The 12,798-nt window shown below is 62.6% G+C and carries 14 protein-coding genes; 8 read left to right on the top strand and 6 right to left on the bottom strand.

Annotated features, from left to right (window positions below):
- Window positions 1–3 precede the first annotated feature (3 nt).
- Entirely contained in the window at window positions 4–204 is a 201-nt protein-coding gene (locus AC0L2U_RS23145) for a type II toxin-antitoxin system HicA family toxin (RefSeq protein WP_013532021.1), read from the top strand.
- A gap of 4 nt (window positions 205–208) precedes the next feature.
- A complete protein-coding gene (locus AC0L2U_RS23140; RefSeq protein ID WP_127810590.1) occupies window positions 209–415 on the top strand; it encodes a type II toxin-antitoxin system HicB family antitoxin in 207 nt (68 codons plus the stop codon).
- Between the two features lie 329 nt (window positions 416–744).
- Here AC0L2U_RS23140 and fghA read toward each other — a convergent pair whose 3' ends face one another.
- The 6 genes from fghA to AC0L2U_RS23110 all read right to left on the bottom strand — a co-directional run bounded on the left by fghA (window position 745) and on the right by AC0L2U_RS23110 (window position 6,591).
- A complete protein-coding gene (gene fghA, locus AC0L2U_RS23135; RefSeq protein WP_127810591.1) occupies window positions 745–1,575 on the bottom strand; it encodes an S-formylglutathione hydrolase in 831 nt (276 codons plus the stop codon).
- Window positions 1,576–1,677: 102 nt separating this feature from the next.
- Entirely contained in the window at window positions 1,678–2,487 is an 810-nt protein-coding gene (locus tag AC0L2U_RS23130; protein WP_473602715.1) for a formylmethanofuran dehydrogenase subunit C, read from the bottom strand.
- Window positions 2,484–3,392: a formylmethanofuran--tetrahydromethanopterin N-formyltransferase gene (gene fhcD, locus AC0L2U_RS23125; RefSeq protein WP_473602714.1), complete on the bottom strand. Its 909-nt coding sequence runs from the start codon at window positions 3,390–3,392 to the stop codon at window positions 2,484–2,486. The genes AC0L2U_RS23130 and fhcD overlap by 4 nt, the downstream gene beginning before the upstream one ends.
- Window positions 3,380–5,011: a formylmethanofuran dehydrogenase subunit A gene (locus tag AC0L2U_RS23120; RefSeq protein ID WP_473602713.1), complete on the bottom strand. Its 1,632-nt coding sequence runs from the start codon at window positions 5,009–5,011 to the stop codon at window positions 3,380–3,382. The genes fhcD and AC0L2U_RS23120 overlap by 13 nt, the downstream gene beginning before the upstream one ends.
- The gene (locus AC0L2U_RS23115) at window positions 5,005–6,093 is read right to left on the bottom strand and encodes a tungsten formylmethanofuran dehydrogenase (RefSeq protein WP_473602711.1); all 1,089 of its coding nucleotides are present in this window, start codon (window positions 6,091–6,093) and stop codon (window positions 5,005–5,007) included. Before AC0L2U_RS23115 ends, AC0L2U_RS23120 begins: the two co-directional genes overlap by 7 nt.
- A gap of 117 nt (window positions 6,094–6,210) precedes the next feature.
- Window positions 6,211–6,591, bottom strand: coding sequence for a 4a-hydroxytetrahydrobiopterin dehydratase (locus AC0L2U_RS23110; protein WP_256748126.1), 381 nt, complete (start codon window positions 6,589–6,591; stop codon window positions 6,211–6,213).
- 156 nt (window positions 6,592–6,747) lie between these two features.
- Here AC0L2U_RS23110 and AC0L2U_RS23105 point away from each other — a divergent pair, with 156 nt between their 5' ends.
- The 6 genes from AC0L2U_RS23105 (at window position 6,748) to AC0L2U_RS23080 (ending at window position 12,655) form a co-directional block, all read left to right on the top strand.
- Window positions 6,748–7,719 (top strand): beta-ribofuranosylaminobenzene 5'-phosphate synthase family protein, encoded by a 972-nt coding sequence (locus AC0L2U_RS23105; RefSeq protein ID WP_473602710.1) that lies wholly within the window; start codon window positions 6,748–6,750, stop codon window positions 7,717–7,719.
- A 29-nt stretch (window positions 7,720–7,748) separates the two neighbouring features.
- Window positions 7,749–8,642, top strand: coding sequence for an NAD(P)-dependent methylenetetrahydromethanopterin dehydrogenase (locus AC0L2U_RS23100; protein WP_473602709.1), 894 nt, complete (start codon window positions 7,749–7,751; stop codon window positions 8,640–8,642).
- 13 nt (window positions 8,643–8,655) lie between these two features.
- A complete protein-coding gene (locus tag AC0L2U_RS23095) occupies window positions 8,656–9,750 on the top strand; it encodes an ATP-grasp domain-containing protein (protein WP_473602708.1) in 1,095 nt (364 codons plus the stop codon).
- On the top strand, window positions 9,747–10,703 hold the full coding sequence (gene mch / locus AC0L2U_RS23090) for a methenyltetrahydromethanopterin cyclohydrolase (protein WP_473602707.1): 957 nt from the start codon (window positions 9,747–9,749) through the stop codon (window positions 10,701–10,703). The genes AC0L2U_RS23095 and mch overlap by 4 nt, the downstream gene beginning before the upstream one ends.
- A 132-nt stretch (window positions 10,704–10,835) precedes the next feature.
- Window positions 10,836–11,783, top strand: a complete 948-nt coding sequence (locus tag AC0L2U_RS23085; protein WP_128289842.1) for an ATP-grasp domain-containing protein — start codon at window positions 10,836–10,838, stop codon at window positions 11,781–11,783.
- Window positions 11,780–12,655: a triphosphoribosyl-dephospho-CoA synthase gene (locus AC0L2U_RS23080; RefSeq protein WP_473602706.1), complete on the top strand. Its 876-nt coding sequence runs from the start codon at window positions 11,780–11,782 to the stop codon at window positions 12,653–12,655. Before AC0L2U_RS23085 ends, AC0L2U_RS23080 begins: the two co-directional genes overlap by 4 nt.
- Window positions 12,656–12,798: the final 143 nt, after the last annotated feature.

Genomic DNA, 12,798 nt, shown 5'->3' with positions numbered 1-12,798 from the left:
CTAGTGCCACCTCGGCTTACAGTTCGCGAGATCATTCGCCTGCTGGAGGCCGACGGCTGGTATCTGGTTGCAACCAAGGGCAGCCATCGCCAATATAAGCATGAAGTCAAAGCCGGCCGCGTCACCGTGGCTGGCAAGCCGTCTGAAGAGGTTGCGCCAGGAACACTGAACAGCATCCTAAAGCAGTCAGGTTTGAAGGAGTGATGACATGCGTTACGCAGTGGTGATTGAAAAAGCAGGAAGTAATTTCTCTGCCTATGTGCCGGACCTACCCGGCTGCATCGCGACAGGTGCCACTGTGCCTGAAGTGGAAACCGAGATTCGCGACGCAATACGCTTTCACATCGAAGGTTTGCGAGCCGATGGCCTGAATGTGCCCAAGGGTGTCAGCCTCGCGGAATACATAGAGGCATAAAATTCCTGCAATCGGGATTCTCGGCATCTACCCCGCCGGCAACACCCGCAGCGTCTGCTCGTCAACGGCTCGTCCTGCCCCACGAATAGCAGCTTGCGCCCCGTACCCGCCGGCACCTCGAAATACTGGATCCGTCAGGCATTTCGCCCCAGTCGCCGCACGGTGGCTCCGGGATTTCATCGAGGCTTGCTACCGCTTTCAGCTTTTTCGCATAGGCGGCGTCGCGGCTAAATGTGTAGCGTCTGACGGCGGCAGGCGCGGCGCCCTCGGTGTAAGGCGTCGGATTCAATAACTTGTTTGCATCTGGCCATGCCTTCGGCCTGCCCAGATCAAAGCCTCTCAGCATGCCATCTCAGATGGTCGTCCATGAAACTGGAGATGAAAAGATACGAGTGATCGTATCCATCCTGCATCCGCAGCTTTAGCGGAATACCTGCTTTGGCGCAGGCCGCTTCAAGCAGCCAAGGCCTCAGCCCGTCGTCAAGAAATCCGTCCGACGTTCCCTGATCCACCAAAAATTCGGGGAACCGGTATCCGTCGTCGATGAGCGACGTCGCGTCGCAGGTTCGCCACGAAGGCTCATCCTTGCCCAGATACTTCTCAAAGGCCGGTTTCGACCAGCCGGCGGTGCTTGGCTGGGCGATCGGGGCGAACGCCGAGCAGCTCTTGAAACGCTGCGGATTCTTCAAGGCAATCGTCAGCGCGCCATGCCCGCCCATCGAATGGCCGGAGATAGCCTGGCGCGCCATATCGGCTGGAAATTCAGCCGCGATGAGAGCCGGCAACTCCTCGGTCACATAGGAATACATGCGATAGTTCTTCGCATAAGGTTCTTGCGTCGCATCGAGATAGAAGCCGGCGCCGGAGCCGAACTGCCAGTTGTCTTTTTCATCCGGAATGTCGGCCCCGCGCGGGCTGGTGTCGGGACAAACGACGATCAGGCCAAGCTCGGCGGCCATGCGCCTGTACTCGCCCTTGTCCATTACATTGGCGTGGGTGCACGTCAGGCCTGAGAGATACCACACAACGGGACAAGGCGCCTCCCGCGCCTGCGGAGGTATGAAAACGGCAAAAGTCATGTCGCAACGGCAACTCGTCGACAAATGGGAATAGACGCCCTGCACGCCGCCATGGGCCTTCGTTTGAGAGATGATTTTCATGTGTTCTCCACGTTGCGGGTCGGATGACGGTCGGCCCCACCACTGCCACCCAGCGGCAAGCACTTGCGTCCTGCCATCCTATGGTTCCTGTGTCGACGGATCTCAGCGCGGAAAAAGAACCTCGCCCATTCCGAGCACTGCGTTATCCCCGCCATATTTGCGCGGTGCGCTCCCCAGAAGCGGCCGTTTCAAAATGCCCTCGGCGATCAGATGACGATCGATGATGGCGGCGAAGACGCTCTCGGGCGCGCCACATTCGACGAAGCTCGGCGACATGCGTGCCGGCGCGCGATCGAGAAGGATCGAACCGCGACGCATCAAATAGCCGGGCATCTCACCGGTGCCACCGGCCACCACCAGGGTGCCGGCGATCATGCGGCTGCCGGCGTGGTCGCCGGAGCCTTTCAGCACCGCGATCAGGCCGCGCCGCATGCGGTCCGCCGCGGAGGCGCCCGCCTTGCCCCTGACGATCAACACACCGCCGTTCATGCCAGCCAGTTCCCCGACGAGCGGCGCACCGAGGTGGTCGCCGGCATTGCCTGTTATCTCAAGCCTGCCGCCGCGCATGCCGGAGCCGGCGTATGGACCCGCATTGCCTTGAATCGTGAGCTCCCCACCGCGCATGGCGCGCCCGGCCTGGGCGCCCGCATTGCCAACGAGGCGAACCGACCCACCCCGCATGCCTTGCGCCACAAGGTCAAGGCGCGTGCTTCCGCCTTCGAACACGATGTTTGTCGGATCGCTGCCGGCGACGCGAAAAATGTCGCCCACCTTCGATCCGTGCTTCGACATGCCGATCTGGATTCTTTCGACGTCGCGCCTTTCGATCCCGGCCAGCCGCTCCGGCGTCAGCAGCGACAGGTCAAGGCGCTCCGGCGGCTCGGCAACCAGGGTGAAGGTCAGCGCCTTCATGGCAGCATATCCTTCAGCGAGTAGATGAATTTCCCGAGCTTGCCGCCGTAATTGCCGGCGCTGATCCGAACCGCGCCTCTTTTCGGGCCGAGCTCTATGACAGCCTTGATGCCTGCCTTCATCGCGGCGGCAACTGCATCATTGGTTTCACCATCGATGACGATTTCCAGGACGGCGTTGATGTCGGGAGCGAGCTCACTCGCGACGACGCCGCGCAGCGTTGGCGCGTAGGCTTCGTTGGCCGAAGCGATCATGCCCTTGTATTTGCCACCTATCTTGGAACCCGAACGGGCAATGCCGCCCGGAAACGGCACGATGGCGCCAGGCACCATGCCGATCGCAGCGACCGCGGCCTCGGCAGCGGCCAAAGCGTTGGCGCTGTTTTGCGCCATGACAAAGAAATTGCCGCCACCGACAGCTTCCTTCGTCAGTCCGGTTGTTGCTTCGCACAGGAACTCGCCATCCATGACGGGAATACGCCAGAAATGCCTGTCGCCGATCTTCTTGGAGATTTGCCAGCCGTCGCCGAAATAACGCAGCGCCGAACCGAGCTTGAGCTCGGCGCTGCCCTGCAGCCCGGCAAAGCAGGCGGAACCCGGCGAGGTCAAAACGCACTGGCCGACACGATTGAGCAGTTGCTTCTGCAATTCGTCCGTTCCCATCGCGAAAATCATGACGCGGCAGCCCGGCCGGCCATCCGGTGTGGCCGAGGGCGGCAGGTCGAGATCGATTGCCGCTTCGCAGCCGCAACCGATCACCGAGGTGGCGAAGCCGGACATCGTGATCGCCGCCTGGCGAGCCCATTTCCGGCTCGGCGCGGTGATGACGATGGCGGTTGCGCGCATGCCGAAGGCTTCGGCGAAGGTATCGTCGATCGTCACCCCATTGACGCTCATGTTCGGCATGGCACCTCGCCGAATGGCTGTTCGCGCGCAATCGCGGAATCCGGAAAATTGAACCAGTCCAGCGACAGGCCGTAGAGCTGCTGGTGATAGTCCTCGAGCCGTCGCACCATTGCCTTGTCGACAGGCGGCTTGAGCCTCAATGCCTTGCCCCAGCGGTAATGGATGATTTCCCCGTCTTGCACGACGAGATCGCCATCCTTGAAAACATACGCCGCCCGTCCGAGCATTTTCGCGATACTGCGGTCCCTGCGATAGACAGCGATGTCGGCTGTTGCACCGGCGCCGAGATGGCCTCGATCCGTCAAGCCAAGCAGCTTGGCCGGCGCCGCGCGCGTCATGATGGCGATTTCCTCGAACGTGTATTCGCGGTCGATTGCGGCCAGGGTAGAGAGCGCCAGGGCGGATCGTGAAAGTCCAGCGGTCATTTCGGCGCGCGCTTCCCGGCTCATCAGCAGTTCGAACAGCGCCGGATAAGCCGTAAAAGGTGCACCGTTGGGATGATCGGTGGTGAAGAACACACGCCAGGGATCGTCGATCAGGAGAAAAAGCTCGAGCCCGATCGCCCACTGCATCGTGCCGTAGAAGTCCTTGCCATAGCTGTAGGGCACGATGCCGCCGCCATTGCCGTCACCATCATGAATGACGGTCTTTTTCGGGTGCGCGCTGCCACGCGCCGAAAACTGCCGCATGACGTCGGAGGAGACCGTGACCGTCTGGCCGAACATGACCTGGCCTATATCGATGGTGACTTCCGGCGTCGCGTTGACCAGTTCGGCAAGCCGTGCGGCGGCGGAAGAAAACCCGCGTTTTCCTTCCGTGCCATAGCCATAGAACTGGAGGTGGGCGAGATGCAGCGGCAGCCCATCCGCCGCTGCGATCGTCGCAGCCGCCGTATCCGCCGATCCGGGGCTGCCCAGATTGTTGCAATGGACATGCAGGGGATGCGGCAGGCCAAGACTGTCGACGGCGGCCTGCAGCGTCTTGACGATCTTGCGCGAACTGACGCCATAGGAAGGCACGACATCGTCCAGCGAGAAGGTGCGGACGTTCTCCTTGAAGGCGGCCGCCGCACCGGCGTTGATCACCTTGACCCCAAGTGCTCGCGTTGAAGCGACCGTCCAGGCGACGTAGTCCTCGATCATCGTTCGGGGGGCGTCGTCGCGGATCATCGACAACAGGAAATCGTCATTGCCGAGAATGGCGAGGGTTGCCTTGTCGATGATCGGGATGTCAGCCAGTTCGAGATGCGTGTGAAGCGCCGCTCCCGGCGACATCGCCGGCTCGACCACCGTCGTAAAGCCCATCTTTGCGTAGAGGCAGCCCGTCTGGAACGTCGACCAGCCGGCATTGGAGAGCGGCGTCATTGCTGGCCGCGGCTGATGGGCGGCATGCTGTTCGGGCAAGAGCAGCCGCGCGGTGTTCACATTGCCGCCGCCAATGTGGGAGTGGATGTCGATGGCGCCAGCCATCACGATGCAACCGCTGGCTTCGATGGTCCGGTCGGCCGCCCCTCCCGCCGGCGCCGCAACGATCTTGTCGTCCTTGACCCAGAGGTCGCCCTTGCCGAGACGGCCGTTGACAGGATCGATGATGTCGCCGCCGGCGATTTTCGTCAGCATGGCAGTGGCTCGGCGAAAGCGTGGCTAGCGATCAGGCGGATGATCGTCGCGGCGGAGGGCAATTGCGAGGCCGCTTGCGCCTCGGTCGACCGCAGCGAGCCCGTGCGGCTGGAATAGACAACCGCATCGTGATCGACCCCAGCCTCGCCGATAGCGATGGTGACTGCGGCGCCGGCAACCGGCTCTTGCGTTTTCGTCAACGCAATCAGTGCCATGCGTGCCCTTTTTTTCTGTGGTTGGGCCGTGGTGGCGGAGACCCGCAGATGCAGGTCGGCTTCGCCGGCAGCGATCATGCGCGCCACATCGCAGCGCCAGGGATCGAATTCCGGGAAGCCGCGCGCAAAGCCGGTGCGCAGCGGAAAACCTGTCATCCAGGCCGAGGCGAGCGTGCTACCCCATCCGTTTTCGGTCGCCGGCAAATGAAGGCCGGATGCACGCGATTTGCGATTGAGATCGGCGATCAGTCCTTGCAGCATCTCCAATGCCAGGCCTTCGGCGGCGTGGCCTGAAAACAGGAACACGGGAAAATGCGCGGCCGCCAGAGCTTTGGCGAAATCATTGAAATTCGACACCGGTTGCGACGTACGCTGCCCTTTGTACTGTGCCCTCAGTGCCGCCAGCGTGGCGGCGAGGCCAGCTTGGCCGCAGGAAAGTTGCGTTGCCTCGCGCCCGCCGTTCAGCGGCGGCACAGACATCCCGTTCGGGCCTACCACGAAGAACGCGCGCTGGTTCACGGTCGACAAGTCGGGAACCGTCCCGGCGAGTTCGCCAACAAGACCATGATGGATCCGCGGGAGCTCGCCCACGATCACCACGACATCGGCACGCCGGCGCGTCTCCCCGGGGGCGACGGTCATTGCCCCCTTGTCGGTAAAAAGCGCGGTCTCCCGGGCAAGTGCCGCGCCATCGGCATGGTCGTATGCCGCGCCAGCCCGCTCGGCCAGCGCGATCGCCGCCCTGGTGCCGTCTATATCCGTATCAAAGCTGAAAACCGGGCACCGACTTGACGACAGTAGCGACGCGGCATGCGCAGCCGCGTGCTCAATCAGCGCTTCCCGGTTGCCGATCCAAGCAACCGCCATTCGCTAAACTACTTTCTGGTGCCGGCCCGATCCTAGACGAAACTGGATTGGCCGTGAACCCCACCTTGCAGCGGATCAGCGAATGTTTTCATACGCGTCAACAAATTCCGACCCTGCTTAGTCATATTTGACATAAGCGAAGCGTTGATCGGTCAGCGGAGTGCCCTCCAGTGCCCCGCCTTCCTTGGCCGGCTGCCACTGGACAACATCCTCGATCTTTTTCGCCAACTCGAAATCCTTGTCGGTAATGCCTTTCGCCGCGTGGTTCGTCAGGCGCACCTCGACCCAGGCATAGGAGGCGGTGATATCGGGATGGTGCCACGCCGCCTCGGCGAGATGGCCAACCGTGTTGATGACCATCAGCGTCGATTTCCAGCTGTGGGTCTTGTATTTGCGCCGGATCCAGCCGTTTTCGTAGCGCCATTTTGGCAGCTCCTTCTCAAGCCGCTCGGCGATCTCGGCTTCCGAATAGACCTTTTCCTTGACTGTCTCGTTCATCTCGACCTCCGCGAATTGCTCGGTCTGTCTACACGCCGGAGCCGGCAAACACGTGGATGCATTCTCTTTGGCTTGCCCCATCGACGAAAACAGTTATCATGGTACCGGGCACCTAAACTTCCATGATGCATCCATGATGCACCCATCGGGGGGCAGATGTCGAATTCTGTTACCATACGAGTGCCCGCTCGCCTGCACCTTGGCTTCCTTGATCTCAATGGCGATGCCGGACGGCGGTTCGGCAGCGTCGGGCTTCCATTGAGCGAACCCGAAACCGTCGTCACCCTGTCGCGGTCCGGCGAGACCGTCGTCGAAGGCTCCGAGAGCACCCGAGCCAGCGAGCATCTGTCGACGCTCTGCAGGCATCTCGGCATTCGCGCCCAGCACCATCTGGTGGTCGAGCAGTCGATCCCCAGTCATGCGGGTCTGGGGTCCGGCACGCAGATCGCCCTTGCCGTCGCCTCGGCATTGCGCACTCTCCATAATTTGCCTCTGGATATCGCCGGCGACGCGGGCCTGCTGGAGCGGGGCGGCCGATCCGGCATCGGCATCGCAAGTTTCGAAGATGGCGGGGTCATTGTCGACGCCGGCAAGAACGACCGCGGCGGAACGCCTCCGGTCGTCGCGCGGCTGCCGTTTCCGGAAGAGTGGCGCGTCATCCTCATCCTCGACCATTCCGGGCATGGACTGCATGGCGCTGCCGAGGTCGCGGCGTTTCGTTCGCTGCCGCCGTTCCCAACGGCAGGCAGCGGGGAGATCTGCCGAAGGGTGCTGATGGGCATTATGCCGGCTTTGGTCGAGCGGGACCTTCCGGCATTCGGCGCCGCCGTCACCGCGATACAGATGCTGATCGGCAGCCATTTCGCCCCGGCGCAGGGAGGCGTGTTCACCTCGAAGCGGGTCGAGATGGCGGCCCACCGTCTCAATGAAGCAGGCGCCGTCGGCATCGGCCAGAGTTCCTGGGGGCCGACAGGCTTTGCCTTCGCGCCATCGCATGATTCCGCACTCAAGTTCGTTGACGCGGTTCGGAAGACGACAATTGAGGACGGCCTTGAGATCAAGATCGTCAAGGGCAGGAACTCCGGTGCGAAGATCAGCTCAACCAGGCTGAATCTCGTCGGCAGCTGACGCTCCCGTTTCAGGCAGAAAGGCAAGAAATGGCCCGCAAACACATCCTGCACATGCTGACACCGTTGAAGCAGATGAGCCCCTTCGACGTAAACATGGCGCTCGACGCAGGTTTCGACGCCGTCGTCCCCTATGTCGATGTAAGCCTCGCCGAAGTGACAGGCCTGGTCCAGGACGCGATCTTTTCACGCCCGCCGGATGCGGGTGTCGACACCGGCATCTTCATCGCCGGGAAGGATGCCTCGTTGGCGCTCGACATGTTCGACGCCGCGAAGAAGGCGATGGTGCCGCCTTTCGAGGTTTCGGTGTTTGCCGATCCGGCCGGCTCGTTCACCACGGCCGCGGCGATGGTGGCCAAGGTCGAAAAGGCGCTGGAGAAGAAATTCCAGCGTGCGCTCAGGGATACGAGGGTGGCTGTTTTCGGCGCTACCGGCGTCGTCGGTTTCTGCACCGCCGTCATCGCGGCAGGGGAAGGTGCCCGGGTCACACTTGTCGGCCATGACGGCATCGAGCGGGTCAAGCAGATCGCTGCCGAGATCGAAAGCAGATTCAACATCATCGTCGATGCCGCTGACGGATCGAGCGACGCACGCAAGACAAAGCTGGTCGAGGCAAACGAAATTGTCCTGGCTTGCGCCAAAGCCGGCGTCCAGGTGGTCTCCAAAGCCCAGTTGAAAGGCAATGACCTGCTTATTGCGGCCGACGTCAATGCCGTTCCCCCGGCCGGCATCGAAGGATTGGCCGTCAATGCCAATGGCGATCCACTCGAAGCGGCAAAAGCTGTCGGCATTGGTCCGCTTGCCATCGGCAACGTCAAATATAAGGTCGAATTCGGTCTCTTCAAAAGGATGATCGAATCCGAAAAAACGATCACGCTCGATTTTCAGGAAGCGTTTTCCCTTGCACGCGAGATTGCCAAGTAACGCCGGATCTCTCTTGATCGCGGCAATTTCAGGCCGGGCGCTGGCCGCCGCCGCGCGCCGCGCCGGCTATCGTCCGCTGGTCGCCGATTTCTTTTGCGATACGGACACCGTCGCGCTCGCAGGACGCGCGACGATGCTGCCGGGCGACCTGCAGAGGGGCATCGAGGGCGAGCGCATCGTCGACACGCTTCGGCGATTGGCTGGCGACGACCTGCCGGTCGCCATTATCCTGGGCTCAGGGTTTGAGCGGATGCCCGAGACCGTGGACGAGATCGCGCGACACTTTCCGCTCGCTGGCAATGGCGGCGCCGCGATCCGCAGGATCAAGGATCCGCAGTTGCTGGCCGATGATTGCGCCGAACTTGGCATCCCGCATCCGCAATTGCGATGGGACCAGCCGCCTGATCCGGAGAACTGGGTGGTCAAGACCGCGGGCGGCGCCGGCGGCGGGCACGTCAGACGAGCAGCCGGAGAAAGCCCGACCGCCGGCCGCTATTTCCAGCGCTTCGTTGCCGGACGCAGCATTTCGGCCCTGTTCGTCGGCAACGGGCAAACCGCGCACGTCGTGGGCTTCAGCCGACAATGGACGTCCCCCTCCCCAACAGCGCCCTATCGCTACGGCGGCGCCGTGCGGTTGAGACGCTTCGCTCGCAAACAGGCGGCGGTGATCGGCGGTTGGCTCTCAAGTCTGACGCGGCGCGCCGGCCTGGTTGGATTGTGCAGCGCCGATCTTATCCGCGGGCCGGACGGCTACAAGTTCATCGAGATCAATCCGAGGCCAGGCGCCACCCTCGACATTTTCGACGATGTCGACGCGCCATTGATCGAAGCGCATCTGCGCGCCGCGACGGGTCAGGTCTTCCGCTTGCCGCGCTTCGTCGATTCGATGGCGTCGATGGTGACTTACGCCGCGACGCCAATCACTCACTTTCCGTCGATCGCCTGGCCTGAATGGACAGCGGACCAGCAGTCGGCTGGCACCCGTCTGATTGCCGGCGACCCTGTCTGCACGGTCTTCGCGCGCGGGCCGAGCGCCCAATCGACCAAGCGACTCATCAAGGGACAAGCCAGTCAATTGCAACTCCAATGGGAAGGAGACCGGACATGAAAAACGGTTCGGCATTCCTGAACGACAATGCACAGCGCATCGTTGACGGCATGATCGGCGACGCCGAACGCCTGCGCATCGTCGTTTCCAGGGGGCCATTGGGCGAGCGCCTGATCGATGCCGGTGCCAAGACCGTAGGCAGCGTCGAAGCCGGGCTGCGCATGGCCGAGGCCGCGATGGGCGGTCTCGGCAGCGTTTCGGTGTTCATGGATCGTGCGTCACAGCAATGGCCGTTCACCGTCGAAGCGCGATCTTCGCAACCGGTGCTAGCCTGCCTGGGCAGCCAATATGCGGGCTGGAACCTGTCTGGCCAGGACTATTTCGCCATGGGATCTGGACCGGCGCGCGCCCTCGCCCGGGTCGAGCCGCTGTTCGAAACACTTTCCTATCGCGACATCGCATCGTCCGCAGTGCTTATCCTTGAGACGGCCGAACCGCCTCCCCGCGCGATCGTTGAGAAAGTGGGCAAGGCAACTGGACTGGCGGCGGAAAAGCTCACCTTCCTCTATGCGCCGACACAAAGTCTTGCCGGCGGCGTGCAGATCGTTGCGCGCGCGCTCGAGGTTGCCCTGCACAAGATCAACGATCTCAAATTCCCGCTGGAGAACGTTGTCGATGGCATCGGAACGGCTCCGATCCCCGCCCCCCATCCGGATTTCCTGACCGCTATGGGCCGAACCAACGATGCCATCATCTATGGCGGCAGCGTGCAGCTCTTCGTGAAAGGATCGGCGAAAGAAGCTGGCAAACTCGCGGAAAAACTCCCAAGCAACGCCTCACGGGACTATGGCCAACCCTTCGCCGAGATCTTCACGCGGTTCAAGGGCGATTTCTATGCCATCGACCCGCTGCTGTTCAGCCCGGCCGAAGTGATCGTGACAGCGATCGAAACCGGCGATACGTTTCGCGCCGGTCGGCGTGATCTGAAAATGCTCGAACGGAGTCTCGGCTAAGAGGATGGCGGTGCAAAGGGATTCGTCCGTCATTCGCCTGCCCGACGACTGCATTTCGTGCAGCCCTGCCGCGGACGCGGCCATGGGGGCGCGGAATCGCTCGCGCCTCCGTTCCCGTACCCGAGGCGCCACATGATCCCTCGCATCCTGATCGTCAGCGACAAGGTGGACACCGGCTCCAACGGCCTGGCGGCAGGGCTTGGTCGGCGGGGCGCCGCCGTTGCAGCCGTGCCGCTGGCAGCGATCGCATTCGACACCAGCAGCCCGAGCGGACTTTCGATCCCCGGCTTCGGCGGCACGCTGCCCGACGCCGTGCTCGTCCGTTCGATCGCCGCCGGATCGTTCGAAGCGATTACCCGGCGCCTCGGCATGCTGCACGCGTTAAGCAGACTGTCGGTTCCCGTGTGGAATTCCGCGCAGGCGATCGAGCGCTGCGTCGACAAGTCGATGACGACATTCCTCTTGAAAAATGCCGGCCTGCCTACGCCACGCACCTTTGCCGTGGAAGGCCTTGCCGTCGCCGAGGAGATCGCGGCGCAAGAACTTCCGCGGGGGCCGCTGGTGCTGAAACCCTTGTTCGGCGCGCAGGGCCGCGGGATAAAGCTGATCCGCACGCTCTCGGACCTGCCGGCTGCAGAAGAGGTGAACAGCGTCTACTACCTTCAGCGATATGTGTCGCGTGCCGGTCCGCCTTTCCGGGATTTTCGCGTCTTTGTCTGCGCCGGCGAGACCGTGGCGATGATGAGCCGCATCAGCGACGACTGGATCACGAACGTCAACCGGGGCGGCGTGCCGGAACAGGTTTCCGAATATGGCAAGGCGGAACTGGCCTCGCTGGCTGTCGCCGCGTCAGCCGCGGTCGGCGCGGATTTTGCCGGCGTGGACATCGTGCGGGCTGACGACGGCAATCTGTTCATACTCGAAGTGAACAGCATGCCCGCCTGGTCGGGATTGCAATCGGTGGTCGCCGTGAACATCGCCGAGGCAATCGCCGATGCCTTGCTGAAACTCCTGGCCGACCGCGCCGAAGCGGCCGCCGCGCCGCGGCCCTATCGTTTTGCCGCGCCTGCGAATTCGTGAGAGCCGGTAGGGTGGCGCTTTCGCGTGAATACCTCCGGGCCAGCTACAAGGATGCCTGCAGGATGGAGATCGAAGCCCTCAAACCGGGCAACGTCCATCTGTTCGCCGACGGACACGGAATGTCCGCCGCCCAGTTCATGACAAGTGCGGAGGTTTCCTCCGGGCCGCTGACCGATCCTCGTCTGCCGGTCGGACAGCGCATGCTGGAGGCGGTGCGCGCGACACGACTGGCGGTCGAAACCAATACCAATCTCGGAATCATCCTTCTCACAGGACCTCTGATATGCGCCGCCGAAATGGGTGGTGACAGACTGCGAGACAATCTCGACTCGCTGCTTCGGGCTTTGAGCGTGCAGGATACCAAGGCGGTATTCGAGGCGATCGTCACGGCCGCGCCAGGCGGCCTCGGAGAAGCCGCCAACGATGTGCGGCAGGAGCCGAAGGTCCATTTGCTGGACGCGATGCGGGAGGCCGCCGACCGCGACATGATCGCCCGCCAGTACGGCAACTGTTTCGGCGACGTGTTCGGGGTCGGGCTCGCCGCGCTGGATGGAGCGTTGGCACGCGAAGAAACCGGCATGTGGCCGACGGTGTTCGTTTACATGGCGTTTCTCGCCGGCTTCCCCGACAGCCATGTGATGCGCAAGCACGGCGTTGACGTCGCAAATCAAGCGCGGCAGGAAGCCGTTGCCGTCCAGGCGGCGCTCCATGCCGAGGGCGACGAGCCGTCGCGCATTCGCCTGCTCATGGAGTTCGACCGCCGGCTGAAGGCCGACAACATCAATCCCGGCACCTCGGCCGACCTCACCGTGGCTACTCTTTTAGTCCACACCCTCGCCCTCACCTTGCATAATCGCGGCGTTGGTGCTTGACTTCCAAAAGCGGAAGCTGTGCTTCCGCGGCTATCTAGCCAACCGGTCCGGGCAAATCCGGACGCTGCCAACAAGGATAGCTGTCCATCGAGCGCCTGCTCGGTTGCAGCGTCCGTGGACATCATAATTGTGTCTTGGAGGAA

It is taken from the genome of Mesorhizobium sp. WSM4808 (assembly GCF_055811675.1).
The sequence above is the reverse complement of the archived record's forward strand: the minus strand, read 5'-3'. Positions and strand labels throughout refer to the sequence as shown.

What these genes read in the sequence shown, in the direction of transcription:
- AC0L2U_RS23085 (WP_128289842.1), top strand. Translation starts at nt 10,836, where the DNA reads ATGATCCCTCGCATCCTGATCGTCAGCGACAAGGTGGACACCGGCTCC.
- AC0L2U_RS23105 (WP_473602710.1), top strand. Translation starts at nt 6,748, where the DNA reads ATGTCGAATTCTGTTACCATACGAGTGCCCGCTCGCCTGCACCTTGGC.
- AC0L2U_RS23115 (WP_473602711.1), bottom strand. Translation starts at nt 6,093, where the DNA reads ATGGCGGTTGCTTGGATCGGCAACCGGGAAGCGCTGATTGAGCACGCG.
- AC0L2U_RS23110 (WP_256748126.1), bottom strand. Translation starts at nt 6,591, where the DNA reads ATGAACGAGACAGTCAAGGAAAAGGTCTATTCGGAAGCCGAGATCGCC.
- fghA (WP_127810591.1), bottom strand. Translation starts at nt 1,575, where the DNA reads ATGAAAATCATCTCTCAAACGAAGGCCCATGGCGGCGTGCAGGGCGTC.
- AC0L2U_RS23130 (WP_473602715.1), bottom strand. Translation starts at nt 2,487, where the DNA reads ATGAAGGCGCTGACCTTCACCCTGGTTGCCGAGCCGCCGGAGCGCCTT.
- mch (WP_473602707.1), top strand. Translation starts at nt 9,747, where the DNA reads ATGAAAAACGGTTCGGCATTCCTGAACGACAATGCACAGCGCATCGTT.
- AC0L2U_RS23120 (WP_473602713.1), bottom strand. Translation starts at nt 5,011, where the DNA reads ATGCTGACGAAAATCGCCGGCGGCGACATCATCGATCCTGTCAACGGC.
- fhcD (WP_473602714.1), bottom strand. Translation starts at nt 3,392, where the DNA reads ATGCCGAACATGAGCGTCAATGGGGTGACGATCGACGATACCTTCGCC.
- AC0L2U_RS23100 (WP_473602709.1), top strand. Translation starts at nt 7,749, where the DNA reads ATGGCCCGCAAACACATCCTGCACATGCTGACACCGTTGAAGCAGATG.
- AC0L2U_RS23140 (WP_127810590.1), top strand. Translation starts at nt 209, where the DNA reads ATGCGTTACGCAGTGGTGATTGAAAAAGCAGGAAGTAATTTCTCTGCC.